Source organism: Lacrimispora sanguinis, assembly GCF_044987295.1.
GTDB lineage: Bacteria > Bacillota > Clostridia > Lachnospirales > Lachnospiraceae > Lacrimispora > Lacrimispora celerecrescens_B.
This window is the reverse complement of record NZ_CP173277.1, coordinates 1,347,912-1,363,760: the sequence shown is the minus strand read 5'-3', so window position 1 is coordinate 1,363,760 and position 15,849 is coordinate 1,347,912. Positions and strand designations below refer to the sequence as shown.

Here is a 15,849-nt window from a genome sequence, read left to right as displayed (position 1 = left end):
GGCTTGCCTAATTATGATGAACAGAAGCTGATCGAAGAGTCAACAAAACATGTGGAGTCCTTTTTGCAGAGAGAGCAGCGTACGTTAGCTACGTTTACAGGGGATTCCAGCCTGATGTATATGCCCGATCCAAAGCTTGAAAGATTTTTATTAAATCCGTCCAAGGGCATATTATATCTTCCGCTGGCGGCTTTTTTGGACAGGAATTTAGACGATAATCAGATTTTATGGCATATCTATTATGAGCTTGCCATGTATCCCGATTGGAAAAAACAAACGAAAGCCTATCTGTACAGAGGTAAATCGTGGAAAAAAGAAAAAGACAGAATGACAGGATATATCCTTCATCGCATTGAGAAAGAAGGCCTTGGAGGAGATCGCGCATATCAGCCGGATATTATAACCGGATATGTTGAAAAGGAAATACTTGATGCTTTGCACAGGCTGGATAAGCTGACTTCCTTTTTAAGGGTACTGCAAATGTGCCCTGTTTACAGAGATGTAGCTAATTTTAAAAAGATAACTGCATATATGGAGCAGACAAGCATTAAAAGGAAGGCTATTGATGAAATGCCGAAACACAGGGCATTTATCAATAGTTTTATCCTTAAGGAAATTTATAAAACAACGCCTGAGATGAAAGGATGCGGTGAGAATCCATTCAGCAAAAGAATATTGAATCAGCCTTTTTTGGATTTCATTCATTCTCAATTAGTAAGACAGATAAACAGCGAAGAAGGTGTTTTAGAAAGAGATTCCCTGATTCGTTCTTTTATTTATCCTGTATTTGAGCAATTATGGAAAGAAGAAATAGATGCAATGGACTTTTTTAAATCCCATGGCGCATCTCAGGAACAGGTAAGTGAAAGGAAAAGCCCTTTTGAACAATCGAAAAAAGAAAAAAGTGATACATTGGAATCCACTGATGAAGAAGTAAAAACGATCCTTGAAGAGATGCTGGACCAGCAGGAGAAAAACAATGAAATAGTTAATATAATGACTGGAAAGGTCGACTTAACATCTTACGGCATCAGCCAGAATGATCAGCAGCTTTTTCAGTATTATTCAAATAAAATGAAGCCGGAAAGAGAGCAGATGCGTCAATTCTGGAGTAAACTTATTGGAGATGCCAAAAAAGAAATCAACGTAAAAAAAGACGGGCAAATAAAAGGCAAGCTGGACGTCAGCAGCTTTATTGCCGCCTATCCTGATTTTGTAGAAGCGGAGAAAAAAGGTAAATATAAAAATCTTCCCGTATTCAGCAGATATTTGCTGGAAACCCAGGCAGATAAATTACCGGAACGAATCGAAATTTCTTTTGTTATAGATAATTCTGGCTCCATGAATGCTGCAAAGATTGAATCAGCAAGAGAAGCGCTGGCCGTAACGTTGCTGTCAATTGATGATTTGAACAGATATCTTAAGCGAAATGCTGAACAATTAAACCAGAAAATAGAAGTCTTAAGCGAAACATGGTTTTTCGGAAGTCAATATTATCATATGAAAGAATTTAACGACAAAACCTCCGGAGAGAAAGAATCGGCGGATATAATCCGTTCCATCGTAAGGCTTAATTCCAACGATGGCGCTACAGACGATGCAAGCTGCTTGAAAGAAATATCTGGAAGCATCACTCCCGCAGAAGAAAGGCAGATGAAAAAGGGAAAGCATATAAAAATAGTTTTTGAAATTACTGACGGAGCCTCTAGTTTTCCTGGCCTGGCTAAGAACGCTGTCCAAGAGCTTTTATCGAAAGATGTTGCTCTTTACGCTTTTCAAATCGGAAAGAACAGTACAGCCAGCGAAAGCGCATTTAATTTTGTATGGAATGACGGCTACAAGGAGCCTCACGGTATAATTTTAGGAGAACAAGTTGAGAAGCTTCCTAAAGAACTGCTGAAAGCCGTAAAAAAGAATATGCAGTCTATTTTCAAGGGCTGACGGATAATTATTTTTACCTAAGGGTGGGAATTTGTTACGTCAATTCCCCAATATGCCGCTAACAGCCAACTTTCAAATGTAATAGAAAGTTGGCTGTTTCTATAAATATCTTCCTATTTATGGTTACGATGAAATACCTGGCAGTGATATGAAGTTTTCTTTTATCAATATTATTGACTACTCGGTCTATTTAGTATATAATAGACCACATGGTCAATAATATATAAAGGAGGCTTCCATGAAAAAAGAAGAAAAAACTGAACGTACCAAACAAAAAATATTAACAGCAGCGATGGAAGAATTCGGTGCAAACGGCTATGCAGGCGCATCTCTGAACAATATTTGCAGCGCAGGGATTCCCAAGGGTTTGCTTTATCACAATTTTAAGAATAAGGATGCCATCTATCTTGCCTGCGTAGGCCAGTGCTTTTCCACGTTGACAGAATATCTAAAAGCTTCCGACATCGGAAATGACTTTCAGAAGTATATGGATGCCCGCCTGCGGTTCTTTCAGGAACATGAGCAGGAAACCAGGCTATTTTTTGAAACGATCTTTCAGCCGCCGGAGGCACTGCGTGATCAGATCGCGGATTTGCGGCAGGAATTCGACCAACTGAATTCTGGATTATATCAAAAAATATTAGATTCATTCAAGTTGCGGCAGGGCGTTACCCATGAGGAGGCAATGACCTATTTTTCCATGATGCAGGATATGTTTAACGGCTATTTCAGCAGCCCAGCCTGCCGTGATATGTCTTTTTCAGACCGCATGAACTCACACGAAACAAATCTTACGAAACTGCTTGATTTTATGCTTTATGGCATTGTAGAAAGAGGGGATGAAGAATGATGTTGCTTTTACTCCGGTGGGTTGCCGCCATTGTTCTTGCCTTTTTTATAGGCAAACTGGTTTCCAAATTAAAGCTCCCATCTATTCTAGGCTGGCTTGTCGCCGGAATGATTTTAGGCCCTCATGCACTGAAGCTGATGCCGCAAAACCTTATGGATGGCGCAGGATATCAAGCGATCGTTCATGTGCTGGAATGCGCCGTAGGCTTGATGATTGGTACAGAGCTTGTCTGGAGCCGTATGAAAAAATATGGGAAAGCCTTGATTATTACCACACTGACTCAGTCCCTTGGCACGTTCGTATTAGTGTCTGCCGTTTTCGCAATCGTCTTTGCCGTCAGCGGCATTCCGATTTATCTGGCGTTTATTTTTGGCGGCATCGCATTGGCCACAGCACCTGCACCGGCACTTTCCATCGTGCGGGAATTTCAGACCAATGGTCCTGTTACCAAAACGCTGATCCCCATGGCAGCACTGGACGACATGGTGGGGGTGATCGTGTTTTTTACCACGATTGCTATTGTTGCAAGAAAAGTTACTGGCGGCGATATGCCAATCTACATGATTCCGGTAATGATTTTCCTGCCGCTTTTGATTGGGGCTGTCACCGGTGTGCCCGCGGGATTTCTGTTAAAAAAGGAACGCTCCAAACCGATGACACTTTTTATCCTCGTAGGGATGATTCTCGTAACTGCGTTCATTGGCTTTATCTGCAATACCTATCTGATGAAGTCGCCGTTACTCAACTTTATGCTGATGGGAATGGCATTTTCAGCAGCCTTTTCTAATCTGGTAACGGAAGAACGTCTGGAGCAGATTGTTAATGACTTCAATCCGTTACTTGGTGTTTCCATGGTTATTGTGATTTTGAATCTCGGTGCACCGCTGGATTATCATGCGATTCTCGGTGCAGGACTGTTTACTTTTATCTATATTGTCTCCCGCGCACTTGGAAAGTATTACGGGGCACGGCTCGGTGCGAAAGCAACCGGTCTTCCTGATACCGTGCAGAAATATCTTGGTTTTACGCTTTTACCTCATTCCGGTGTATCGCTGGTATTTACAGGAATCGTTGTTTCTGTTTTAGCGGCTCCCGCGCCTGAGTGCGCAAAAATCATTCAAGGCACGATTGCGGCCGCAGCGGTAATCAATGAGGTTATCGCTGTCATTACAGCGAAGAAGGGTTTTGAATGGGCAGGCGAATTTCACGGCTATAATTCTAACTTACAGGAACGGAACACTTGATAAAAAGTAAGGATAAATAATGAAAGGCATATCACTGTGAGGATGTGCCTTTTAGATACGTTATCATAATGTTGTCTATTAACTAATGTCAGATACTTGTGTTATCTTCCATGTCATCAGCAAAAACAAAATCATAATTTCGAAGCACATGCCGCCAATGTGCTTTTTCGATTTCTTTGGTGCGCTGTAGCGCAGCTTCTCTGCGGGCGCCCTTTCGGTGCTGAATCAATTGATTCAAGAGAACGGCATCAACCAATACGGTGATTAAAAAAAAGACATTGCCGAAAGTCATAATAAATATCCTCCTGTTGATTTTTTGTTGTCGAGCTTTATGTTAAGAATAACAGGATATAGGCGTAATCCATTAGGAGATTTATCATAGTTCTGCAAAAAAATTGGAAGTTGGGTAAAGAAGGAAAATGCGCAATATGAAATAAGAGAAGTGCGGTGGCTTTCTAGTGGGAATTTTTGATGTAAAAAATTTTCTTGACAATGCTTGCGCAATAGTATACACTATTAACAGTGTTAGTTATGAATGCTAATACCTGTTTGAAAGGTGGAGGTGAATAGATTGAGTAGTATAGAAGAATTGGTCGATTCATTGGGTGAGCTGATGTCCCGTGGAAAAGTCATGGATGAATTTAATCGTTCTGGTAAAGGCGAAATTTTCATTTTAAGATATCTATATACGAAAGAATCACCTGCATCGCCATCTGAATTGAGTGAGGCGCTGAACAGCAGTACGGCCAGAATCTCTGCGGCACTCCGTACCCTCGAAAAGAAAGGGCAGATTCACCGTGAAATCGACACCACGAACAGACGCTTTATATTGGTTACGATTACGGAAGAAGGTCGTGAACGGATTCGGGTAAACATGCAGCGAATGCAAAATCATTTGATTCAAGTATTAACTGTGATGGGTGAAAAAGACGCAAGAGAATTTGTACGTCTCTCCACGCGGTTTTTTGAGATCGCCCAGCGCACGATGCCAGATCCTTTTGAATAGAATAATCGAAACCGGGGAATAAAGATAGTGAGATAAAAATGCAGACCAAACGAGGTCTGCATTTTAGGACCACATAACTAACAGCGTTCAATATGAACACTAATAACAAGGAGGCTTTTTCTATGATTAGAATATTTAAATATCTCAAGCCCAAAGAATGGCTGATGGCTTTATTTAGCTTGATATTTGTGATGGTCCAGGTATGGCTGGATTTAAAATCACCGGATTACATGTCAGAAATAACCATGTTAGTGCAAACGCCCGGTAGTGCGATGAGCGATATTTGGCTTGCTGGGGGTAAAATGCTTCTCTGCACACTCGGCAGTTTGGCAAGTGCTGTTATTGTTGGTTATTTTGCGGCACGGATTGCCGCCGCATTTTCTAAACGTCTGCGCAGTCTGCTTTTTAATAAAGTGGAATCCTTTTCCATGGAGGAAATCAACCGCTTTTCCACGGATAGCTTAATCACCCGTTCAACAAACGATATTACACAGATTCAGACTTTGATTACCATGGGATTAATGCTGATTATAAAAGCTCCGATTATGGCTGTATGGGCAATTACCAAAATCGCGGGAAAGGGTTTTGAATGGTCACTCGCCACAGGCGCGGCGGTTGCAATTCTGGTTGTAATGATTGGTATCATCATGATTTTTGTGATACCGAAATTTAAGAAAATGCAATCTTTAACAGATAACATGAACCGGGTTACCCGTGAAAATCTGACAGGACTTCGTGTAGTAAGAGCTTATAATGCCGAGAATTATCAAGAAAAGAAGTTTGAAGAAGCGAATGAAGAATTGACCGGTACCCAGTTATATACAAGCCGTGCTACGGCAATTATGATGCCGGTCATGAATATGATTATGAGTGGTCTGTCCCTTTCCATCTATTGGATCGGTGCCTATTTAATTAATGCGGCCCAGATGACGGATAAACTGACGTTGTTTTCTAACATGGTGGTGTTCTCCAGCTATGCGATGCAGGTTGTTATGTCATTTTTGATGTTAGTCATGATTTTCATCATGCTTCCCCGTGCCAGCGTTTCCGCCAAGCGAATCAATGAAGTGCTGGACACCGAGCCTACAATCCTTGATGGCAGCCATACAAATGGACTCCCTGGATTGAAAGGTGAGGTTACGTTTCAACATGTGGGCTTCAAATATCCGGATGCGGCGGATTATGTGCTGGAGGATGTGAACTTTACGGTGAAACAGGGAGAAACGATTGCATTTATCGGCTCCACAGGTAGTGGTAAATCAACGCTGATAAACCTTGTACCGCGCTTTTTTGATGCAACAGAGGGAGAAATCCTGATTGACGGTGTGAATATTAAGGAGTATACACAGGAGGCACTCCACAATAAGATTGGTTACGTGCCGCAGAAAGCGGTTCTATTCAAGGGGTCGGTTTCGTCTAATGTGGCATACGGAGATAACGGTGACAATGGATTTTCTGAGCACGAAATCAAGAAAGCTGTTGCAATTGCACAGGGAACGGATTTTGTTGAGCGTATGGAGGGTGGTTATGAAGCAGACATTGCCCAGGGCGGTACCAATGTGTCTGGCGGGCAGAAACAGCGGCTTGCCATTGCCCGCGCGGTCTGTCGAAAGCCGGAAATCTATATATTTGATGATTCCTTTTCCGCATTGGATTATAAGACGGATCGGATTTTGCGTAACGTACTGAAAAAAGAAACAGCAGGTGTGACCAGTATGATTGTGGCACAGCGTATCGGCACGATTATGGATGCTGATCAGATAATCGTACTGGACGAAGGCAGAGTTGTGGGCAAAGGAAAACACAAGGATCTGCTGCAGGACTGTGAGGTATACAGGCAAATTGCCATGAGTCAGTTAAGTGAGGAGGAGCTTGTATCATGAGTGAACAAAGAACGAACAGAAAGCCGATGGCTGGAGGTCCTATGGGACAGGGGGCTGTCGAAAAGCCAAAAGATTTTAAAAAGACATGGGGAAAACTGATTGCCTATTGTAAAAATTATATGCCTGCAGTAATTGCCGCTCTTGTTATGGCGGCAATCGGAACGGTGCTGCAAATCATCGGCCCGGATAAACTGAAAGATATGACCAACGAGATTATGAAAGGATTACCTTCGTTGATCAATGGCGTTCCGGTTGCTGGTGCGATTGATTTTGGTATAGTAAAAAGCATTGCATTACTGTTGGTGGCATTATACACAGGTTCAGCGCTCCTCAACTTTATTCAAAGTTTTATGATGGCAACTGTAACACAAAAAATAAGCAAAAATATGCGTACCGGTATATCACAAAAAATCAATAAGCTGCCTTTGAAATATTTTGACCGGGTAAGCTATGGTGATATTCTCAGCAGGGTGACCAATGATGTGGATACCATCGGTCAGACCATGAACCAAAGCATCGGAAATCTGGTTACATCCGTTACCATGCTTGTGGGTACAGCAATTATGATGTTCTACAATAACTGGATTATGGCGTTAACTGCCGTAGGATCGAGTATTTTGGGGTTTGTTATCATGGGTGTTATCATGTCAAAATCGCAGAAATATTTCGTTCAGCAGCAAGAAGATCTGGGTGTCGCTAATGGTCATATTGAAGAAGTTTATTCCGGACATAATGTGGTAAAGGCTTATAACGGTGGAAAAGAGGCCAGATGTTTTTTTGAGAATGTAAACGAGAGCCTGTATAACAGTGGCTGGAAGAGCCAGTTTATGTCCGGATTGATGATGCCGCTTATGACATTTATCGGTAACTTCGGATATGTGGCAGTCTGTGTGGTAGGTGCGGCGCTGGCTATGAACGGTACCATAAGCTTCGGTGTGATCGTAGCCTTTATGTTGTATATCCGCTTGTTTACCCAGCCGCTGTCACAAATTGCTCAGGCATTCCAGAACCTGCAAAGAACCGCTGCTGCCAGTGAGCGCGTGTTTGAGTTCTTTGATGAGGAAGAGCTGTCTGACGAGAGTCAAAAAGTAAAGAAGCTCACCAATGTGAAAGGTGATGTGGAATTCCGTCATGTGAAGTTTGGATATACCCAAGAAAAAACGATTATCAATGACTTTTCAACTCAAATTAAAGCCGGTCAGAAGATAGCCATTGTGGGACCGACCGGTGCAGGAAAAACAACAATGGTCAATCTGCTGATGCGTTTTTATGAACTGGACGGTGGAGAAATATTGCTTGATGGCATTCCAATCAGCCAGGTGCCAAGAGAGAATGTCCATGAGCAATTTTGTATGGTATTACAGGATACATGGCTTTTTGAAGGCACCATCAAGGAAAATATAATCTATAGCAAGCCGGGGGTGACTGATGAACAGGTAGTTGCTGCTTGCAAGGCAGTAGGCCTTCATCATTTTATTAGAACTTTGCCGCAAGGGTATGACACATTGTTAAATGACAGGGCAAGTCTTTCACAGGGACAGAAACAGCTTGTTACGATTGCCAGAGCGATGATCCAAAACGCTCCCATGCTGATTCTGGACGAAGCAACAAGTTCTGTGGACACACGCACCGAAATCTTGATTCAGGAAGCTATGGATAAGCTGACGGTAGGACGCACATCCTTTGTCATCGCACACCGCCTGTCCACCATCAAAAATGCAGACCTGATTCTGGTCATGAAAGATGGGGACATTATCGAAAGTGGTAATCATAAGGAACTGTTAGAAAAGGGAGGCTTCTATGCGGAACTTTACAACAGCCAGTTTGAACCTGCTGCATAGATCTTGATCCATTGATTTGTAATCTTTTATAGTATGAATATCTTACTTTATCACAGATAATGTAAAAATGGAGAACGGCTTAGTAACCGTTCTCTTTTTTTAGAAAAAGAGAGTATTTCAAACTTCAATTGTAAAATATCTTTCCCATTTGAAAGAGAAAGATGGGTACAAATTTGATCTCCCACGGAAAGTAAAGTATCGTCCGCGTTATAAAAAGCCAGAACTGAAGGTAGACAGAGGCTGCCGTGTGGGGAGAAACTATCATGATTATGAGGTGTATCTGGAGCAGCATCCAGATACAGCAGTGACCCAGATGGATTCTGTAATAGGGAAGGTTGATTTCAAAATGTGAAACTCGATTACAAAACGGGAAGCTCGGATTGCAATTAACAATGTCCGCTATCGGATAATATAGGCAAATGCAATTAAGAACAACAAAACGCAATTTGAGAACAATATAATTCCAGTAGAATCCATTTTTAATATACTAAGTGAGAATAATTCAGAATGTTGAATTGCTATTCAGCAGGGCCGAACCAAAGCCATATAGAATATCTGTTTCCATATCTAAATATGGCCAGGCTAAGAACGGATATAGGCATATTCCAGAACAATGGATTGCAAGTATTTATAAAATGATACTTGACTGAAAGAGGGGTTAAAACGTGATTATTGCAATATGTGATGATAATGAACAGGAACTGGAACATTGTAAAAAGCAGTTGGAACAGTTAGCGTCAATTCATCAAGTCGATGTGGTGCTTTCTTTATATCACAAAGGTGAAGAACTGTTATTCCACCTGCAGGATCCCAAGAATTATCCGGACATTATTTATCTGGATATGAGAATGAACGGGATTCAGGGGGATGAGGTCGCCGGAAAGCTGAGAGGCCAGGGATATAACAGTGAAATCGTTTTTTTTACTGTTTCGAAAGATTTTTATACAACAGCGTTTGATGTAAGAGCGTTGCATTATGTAGTAAAAGGAGAAACAACAGTAAAAAAATTCGAAGATATTTTCATACGGGCAGTAAAATCAGTGCAAGAAAAACAAGCGGAATACATTATGTGTACAGGCGCCGGTGAATTCCGAAAGATTGAGATTAAAAAGATTCATTACTTTGAAGTTGTAAAACGCATTGTGACCGTTTACTACGATAATGACCAGTTTCACTTTTATTCGACTATAGGAAAAATTGAATTAAGATTAAAGGATTATGGTTTTGTAAGAGTCCATAAATCTTATGTGGCGGCAATATCTCATATCAGAAATATTTCATTTAAAGAAATAACATTGGATACGGGAGTTGTGCTGCCGGTAGGGAGATACTATTACGCAGACTTGAAACGGGAAATAGACGCATACACGGAAGCAGGAACAGTAGTGTAGTTTGGAGCAAAGAAACTGCTGTTTATCCATTAATTAATACAAGATGAGAAAAATGAAGTAAAGTAATGCCGAGAGTACTTGTTCATCAAAACAAGGGAAATAACCAAGGTCTACATATAGATAAAGTGTTTACAACTATCTGGTTATTTTAAAAGGCAGGATAGGGGGCAGGTAATTGCAATTAAGAAAAAAACTTCTTACTTTGCTGGGTACGCTGTTGATTACAATCCTATGTTGCACAGTCGGATATGCGGATACGCATCCTGCTTGTACCGGCGGCCCGCAGCATGAATTTGAAAGCCATATATTGGCATTAAACTCAGAAGAGTCAGAAGGTCAAGTTGAAAATGTCTGTACATTGTGCGGATATACTTATATCGAATATCTGCCGGCAACCGGTCATAAATATGACGACTGGAAAACGATAGAAGAAAGGCCGGAATCAAGGACAAGGATTGAGCGGAGAGAGTGTCTGGTCTGCCATCGGGCTGAAGTGAGGACGATCAGAATTGAATCGTCTTCTCCAGATACGGATTCCATTCAGGAAGAAAAGTCTGAGAAGCCTGGTATCAATCAGATGGATTATATATTATCATCATCGATTGGAGGTGTCTGGGTATGTACGGCAGCAGTCCTTTGGTACAATAGTTTGGTTTTGAACTGGTATAAAAGAGAAAGCACCAAAAGGTTGAAGAGAAGGTGAGGGCTTATAACAATTAATAATATTATTGAATTGTTTATCTTACTGTGCAGCATTCCGGCTGTAATATTCATCATTACAAGCAGTAACCGAAAAGTCAAAGATTTGGATGGATTAGGTGACGTTATGAATGAAGAAGGCAGAAAGGGTGTAGTAATAGCTCAGTTATAAACGTGTAAAACAGAGGTGAAGATATGGAAAAGAACCGGAAAAGAATCGGGGGGCTTGTAAGTATTCCTTTGATAATAGCCCTGATAGCCGGAAGTGTTTCATTAGCCTCCTTTGCAGAGATGGGACACGTTAAAAGTGCGTTCGGTGTCAAAGCCGAGGGAAAAAGAATCAGAGCACCGGCAACGTCTTCCATGGCACCAGAATCATTAACGGTGCCGTTATCTGCAACTCATCCGGGCCGTTTGAGTCTGCAGGAGCTTCTGGAACAGGAAGCAGTCAATGAAGATGCAATTATACCAACATGGTTCCAGGTTTCACTGAATGGAATTGCGATTGCTGACAGTGATAATTGGAATATTACCTTAAACAGAAATCAATGGATCAAGCCAGATTCTGTTGTCAAACATCAGTTAAAGGTCACGATATATCCATATGCTTATGGATTAGGCGACGGAGACAGTGTTATGTGGAATCTGGGACGGATAGAAGGACTTTCCCTGGACAGTGAATACTGGGAGGAGTTGGTTCTAAGCGGTGGAGTCCACGCCGGAGATGTAATGCTCTGTTACACTGAGGATGGGAATGTCTTACTTTATACCGAGTTTAAAGAAGCGGTAAAGAATTATTCGAGTATTACGATTACATACTGGTATGATTGCAGTTTTGTTTCGGTAGACGAACCGACCTGCATTGTATTTGATTTACCGGGATACGAAGATCCAATTCCGGCAGTGCTTCTGCCAAAGAATGAGAATACGGCAGAAACAAAAGAACCGACGGCGGAAGAAAGTAAGCCGCAGGAGACGACAGATACGGAGACGTCGCCGGAGGAAAGCAGTCCGCAGGAGACAACAGAAGCAGGGACATCGGCGGAGGAAAGCAGTCCGCAGGAGACAACAGAAGCAGAATCAGCTACGGAGGAAAGCAGTCCGCAGGAGACGACAGAGTCAGAATCGTCCACGGAGGAAAGCAGCCTGCAGGAGACGACAGAGTCAGAATCGTCCACGGAGGAAAGCAGCCTGCAGGAGACAACAGAAGCAGAATTAGCTACGGAGGAAAGCGGTCCGCAGGATATAACAGAAGCAGAGACAACCACAGAGGAAACACTGCCGGGTACGCTTAATCCTTCAAATGATTATGACTCAGGGGGAAATTCGAGTTCATATAGAGAAACAACTACTTTTGTAAAAGAAACAACTGCAATTCCGGTAACGATACCGGAAAGCATAACAGAGGCTGAGTTAGCAACAGATCTACTGTCAGAAGAACCAGAAGAACCTCAGTTCCAGCAACAGGATTTACAAAATAAGCGATCCACAGGAGATGCCGGAAATTCAAATGGTGTATTGGATATTAACATTTTCTTTGGTTCAGAAGTTACTGCCAGTCATGGAACTCAGTCCCGGGTACTTCCGAATGAGATACTTACTTATAGAATGATGCTTCATAACGACAGTGAAGAAGAGATTAAGGATGTTCGTATCCGCTATTATCTTCCGGAGCGTACCAGTTTTGTTTCAGGAGGAGACGAAGGAATCTATGGTGTTGCCGATGGGCAGCAGTATATTACCTGGATGTTGAAGAGTATTCTTCCAGGAGAAGAAAAAGAATTAAACGCTCAGGTAAAGGTATTTCTTTGTATACCGCCTGATTTTCCGGTCAGGAGTCAGGTTTACTGGCAGGCTGATGACCGCAGGTCCGTAAACAGCCAGGAAAGGCCTGAGAATCAGGTAGACTTTCCGATGGTCACTATTGAATAGAAAGAGATATTCTTTTTATTATAACAAAATTTATAAAAAGGAGAGAAAGAAGAATGAAGAAGAGACTTACAACCGCATTATTAGCAGGTGCAATGGCAGCAAGCATGGCGATGCCGGCAATGGCAGATCCTAGTCCGGGAGGAGCTGTTCCTTCATCAAGTGGCACGGAGGTATGGGCAGGTATTATTATTGAAGAGATGGATGCAAAAATAAAAGTAGAAGTGCCTACTCTGTTTGCATTCGTAGTAAAAGGAGCTGTATCAACTGATGCCACTCCTGTGGGCAAAGGTGCGGATGGAAACATTTATCTTCCAAACGTAAAGGTAGATGTGACCACTCCATCAGTAAGTGGGGCAGGCGCAGTTTATGACCTGCAGACTGAAGGAAATCTCATCGAGGCAGGAAAGTTACCGCTTACGAACTATTCTACCTACGATGACGCTGGAACCAGAAAAGGACTGGAGGTCAAAATTAACGGAAATATCAAGAATGAAGGGACCCCAGAATCCAGAAAATACTGGACGCATACAACCAGCGGCAACACCGGTGCTGCTACAACAAATTTTAAGAACTACAATGTAAGCATTGATGGCAACGAGTTTAATACAGCGTCAAACGGCGGACTTCAGATGGCAGCGGGCATTACACTGGATGCTCCTGATGCAGATCTGGGCGGTGCAGCCGGTTCAGCAGCTAACGTAGGTAATGATGATTATGCAATCGTAGGTGAGACTCACTATGCCGCATTTGATGTAAGTGTAGGCGGACAAAAAGATCAGTACAGCCAGGTAGAAGAGTCTGCAAAGATTGGTACGATTGTATGGACAATCAGTGCAACGATAGAGGATGATGTTGATACCGCACCTAATGAGGATTACCTTCAGCCATAATTAATTTCAAGAAAGTACATAACCCCAATAGTGATTAATAAAAATCCCAGAAGAATCTCCGAAAGGAGATTCTTCGGAGATTTGTTGCAAATAAACCGCAGAGGGAAAGGCGGTTTACTTGCAAGAGATTTCCGAAACCAGCCATCATGGAAAAATGGAAAAGAGGAAGATAAATGAGCCCTATGAGACGATGGAAGAAATATAAAGTCAGACTTATGGCAGCTGGACTTATATGTACGGGATGCCTATGCTTTTCTGCGTTAGCAAGCGAAGGCTCGTCGTCCAATGTATGGTTGAGTGTAACACAGATACCATCAGAAGCAAGGGTATCGGTAACGGTACCTTTGGCATATGGATTTGTCGTGCGAGGAAGTGTTGACAGCAATGATACAAATCCGGTGTCAGTAGAAGGCGGAAACTTAATTGTGCCAAATGTAAAAGTTCATGTCAGTATACCTTCCGATCCCGGTTCAGGAACAAAGGCAGAGTTTGAATTGCAGACCATATCAGAACATGCAATCCCGATCCGGAACTACTCAACCGATGTAAGAGAAGAACATATGGAAGAGGAGTATCCACCGAGAGAGGGGTTACCAATTGAGTTAAAGCCTTTTATTGCCGGCTATGACAATGATGAAGGGAAAACGCATTACTGGAAGGTGGTAAAAGATGATCCGACATGGGATGGAACATCGTCGCAGACTCGTTTTAAAGAGTGTCAAATGCTGATTGACGATGTTGCGTTTTCTGACCCGGGAGAAGTGACAATAAGTTATGAAGATGGGAATACGGAGCTTAAGAGTGTACTTTGGTATGACGGTACAATTGCCTTGAACGCACCGGAAGATGTGCAGGCTCATGGATATACTGCAGCGGGAACAGCTCTTATACCTTCAGAAAAATATGTCACAGTAGATGTCAAAGTAGGCGGAAGGCAGGACGAATATTCGCGGGTCGAAGAGTCGTTAAAAGTCGGTGCGATTTTTTGGAAGGTAATACCGGGAGAACTTCCGGAAGTAACTCCGTAAGCAGTCGGTAAATAGAAAGAAAGTAAAGGACAGGAAAAATGGCAGTACAAAAAGAAAAGAAAAAAAGTAAGTTGTTATGGATTATTATATTTCTTCTGTTGCTCCTGATTGGAGTTGGAGCGGGAATCTACTATCAGATGACCAAAGAAAGTAATTTAAGCCGCTTAACAAGAGATGAGCTGGCTTTGGGCGGTATGCTTCCGGGTAAGACCGATCAGGAAATCTCAGATATATTAAATGCCAAGGTGGCAGAGGGTATGGTGGATATAGGTATCGCATCCGGTCCGGTATTTGAATACGGAGGAAAGAAAGGGCGGATTGCGATTGAGAATATTGCAGCAAACCATTATTCTTTCCAGGCAGAAATCATGCTAGATGATAATGGAGAGATCATTTATCAGTCAGGACTGATTGACCCAGGATTTTATATTGAATATATCGAGTTAAATAAAACGCTTCAGGCAGGAGATTATCAGGCGACTGCACACTTCACTACATATTCTCTGGATGAAACGGAGGATAAGATCTCAGAAGTAAATGTAAAAATTGTACTTCATGTGATGGATGGACTTTTCTATAAATGAAGTTAAATAACAACAAATTTCGTTATTGCTTAATGTTCATAGCGGTTATCTGTCTGCTTACCGGTTCGTTTTTTTCCGGTATGGGCTTACAGAAAATATTCAGTAATCAGAATACCCGTAAAGAATATGCCAAGTCAGAACTGGAATGGAAGCAGGAACTGGCCGAAGGTGAAGATGGTGCAATTGTAAGAGATTTGAGAAATCAGGAATTGGTCACTAATATGAAATATGTATCTTTGGAGCGCCAGATTTATTTTGATCATTCTGATGCACCTGGAGAAGCCAGGATTGCAAATGGAATAAAAAATAAATTTAGCTGTACGGTAAGGATTGTACGGGATGCAACCGGAGAAGTGATTTATGAATCCGGCTTGATTGATCCTGGATATTACATAGAAGAAATTCACTTGAACGGCGGTCTTAAGCAAGGGTTTTATCCTTGTACCGCGGTCTGGAGCTATTATACAAAAGATGAAGAATATGCAGGCGAGACAGCCTTGAAGGTAGTTGTAATTATAAAGTCTGCTAATAAAAAATCAAAAGAAAAATAAGTTACCTAA

At 42.0% G+C, this 15,849-nt stretch carries 16 protein-coding genes; 15 read left to right on the top strand and 1 reads right to left on the bottom strand.

Annotated features, from left to right (window positions below):
* Positions 1-3: 3 nt before the first annotated feature.
* From ACHZES_RS06415 to ACHZES_RS06405, 3 genes are all read left to right on the top strand, one after another.
* Positions 4-1,941: a vWA domain-containing protein gene (locus ACHZES_RS06415; RefSeq protein WP_395548737.1), complete on the top strand. Its 1,938-nt coding sequence runs from the start codon at positions 4-6 to the stop codon at positions 1,939-1,941.
* Positions 1,942-2,179: 238 nt separating this feature from the next.
* Positions 2,180-2,791 (top strand): TetR/AcrR family transcriptional regulator, encoded by a 612-nt coding sequence (locus ACHZES_RS06410; RefSeq protein WP_154525752.1) that lies wholly within the window; start codon positions 2,180-2,182, stop codon positions 2,789-2,791.
* The gene (locus ACHZES_RS06405) at positions 2,791-4,035 is read left to right on the top strand and encodes a cation:proton antiporter (RefSeq protein ID WP_395548894.1); all 1,245 of its coding nucleotides are present in this window, start codon (positions 2,791-2,793) and stop codon (positions 4,033-4,035) included. The genes ACHZES_RS06410 and ACHZES_RS06405 overlap by 1 nt, the downstream gene beginning before the upstream one ends.
* A gap of 88 nt (positions 4,036-4,123) precedes the next feature.
* On the opposite strand, the gene ACHZES_RS06400 is transcribed toward ACHZES_RS06405, so the two are convergent.
* Positions 4,124-4,327 (bottom strand): hypothetical protein, encoded by a 204-nt coding sequence (locus ACHZES_RS06400; RefSeq protein WP_395548738.1) that lies wholly within the window; start codon positions 4,325-4,327, stop codon positions 4,124-4,126.
* Positions 4,328-4,606: 279 nt separating this feature from the next.
* Between ACHZES_RS06400 and ACHZES_RS06395 the strand changes: the two genes are divergently transcribed.
* From ACHZES_RS06395 to ACHZES_RS06340, 12 genes are all read left to right on the top strand, one after another.
* On the top strand, positions 4,607-5,041 hold the full coding sequence (locus tag ACHZES_RS06395) for a MarR family winged helix-turn-helix transcriptional regulator (protein WP_286173552.1): 435 nt from the start codon (positions 4,607-4,609) through the stop codon (positions 5,039-5,041).
* A 122-nt stretch (positions 5,042-5,163) separates the two neighbouring features.
* Complete coding sequence (locus ACHZES_RS06390; protein WP_395548739.1) at positions 5,164-6,924, top strand: ABC transporter ATP-binding protein; 1,761 nt, start codon at positions 5,164-5,166, stop codon at positions 6,922-6,924.
* The gene (locus tag ACHZES_RS06385) at positions 6,921-8,765 is read left to right on the top strand and encodes an ABC transporter ATP-binding protein (protein ID WP_395548740.1); all 1,845 of its coding nucleotides are present in this window, start codon (positions 6,921-6,923) and stop codon (positions 8,763-8,765) included. Before ACHZES_RS06390 ends, ACHZES_RS06385 begins: the two co-directional genes overlap by 4 nt.
* Positions 8,766-8,913: 148 nt before the next feature.
* Complete coding sequence (locus tag ACHZES_RS06380; protein WP_395548741.1) at positions 8,914-9,117, top strand: hypothetical protein; 204 nt, start codon at positions 8,914-8,916, stop codon at positions 9,115-9,117.
* A gap of 313 nt (positions 9,118-9,430) precedes the next feature.
* Complete coding sequence (locus ACHZES_RS06375; protein WP_395548742.1) at positions 9,431-10,156, top strand: LytR/AlgR family response regulator transcription factor; 726 nt, start codon at positions 9,431-9,433, stop codon at positions 10,154-10,156.
* Between the two features lie 175 nt (positions 10,157-10,331).
* Entirely contained in the window at positions 10,332-10,859 is a 528-nt protein-coding gene (locus tag ACHZES_RS06370; protein WP_395548743.1) for a hypothetical protein, read from the top strand.
* A 191-nt stretch (positions 10,860-11,050) separates the two neighbouring features.
* Positions 11,051-12,787: a hypothetical protein gene (locus tag ACHZES_RS06365; protein ID WP_395548744.1), complete on the top strand. Its 1,737-nt coding sequence runs from the start codon at positions 11,051-11,053 to the stop codon at positions 12,785-12,787.
* A gap of 53 nt (positions 12,788-12,840) precedes the next feature.
* Positions 12,841-13,677, top strand: coding sequence for a hypothetical protein (locus ACHZES_RS06360; RefSeq protein WP_395548745.1), 837 nt, complete (start codon positions 12,841-12,843; stop codon positions 13,675-13,677).
* 30 nt (positions 13,678-13,707) lie between these two features.
* Entirely contained in the window at positions 13,708-13,854 is a 147-nt protein-coding gene (locus tag ACHZES_RS06355) for a hypothetical protein (RefSeq protein ID WP_404820342.1), read from the top strand.
* A gap of 5 nt (positions 13,855-13,859) precedes the next feature.
* Positions 13,860-14,705 carry a hypothetical protein gene (locus ACHZES_RS06350; RefSeq protein WP_404820341.1) on the top strand — a complete coding sequence of 282 codons (846 nt, stop codon included), beginning with the start codon at positions 13,860-13,862 and terminating at the stop codon, positions 14,703-14,705.
* Positions 14,706-14,743: 38 nt separating this feature from the next.
* A complete protein-coding gene (locus ACHZES_RS06345; RefSeq protein ID WP_395548747.1) occupies positions 14,744-15,289 on the top strand; it encodes a hypothetical protein in 546 nt (181 codons plus the stop codon).
* A complete protein-coding gene (locus tag ACHZES_RS06340; protein WP_404820340.1) occupies positions 15,286-15,840 on the top strand; it encodes a hypothetical protein in 555 nt (184 codons plus the stop codon). The genes ACHZES_RS06345 and ACHZES_RS06340 overlap by 4 nt, the downstream gene beginning before the upstream one ends.
* Positions 15,841-15,849: the final 9 nt, after the last annotated feature.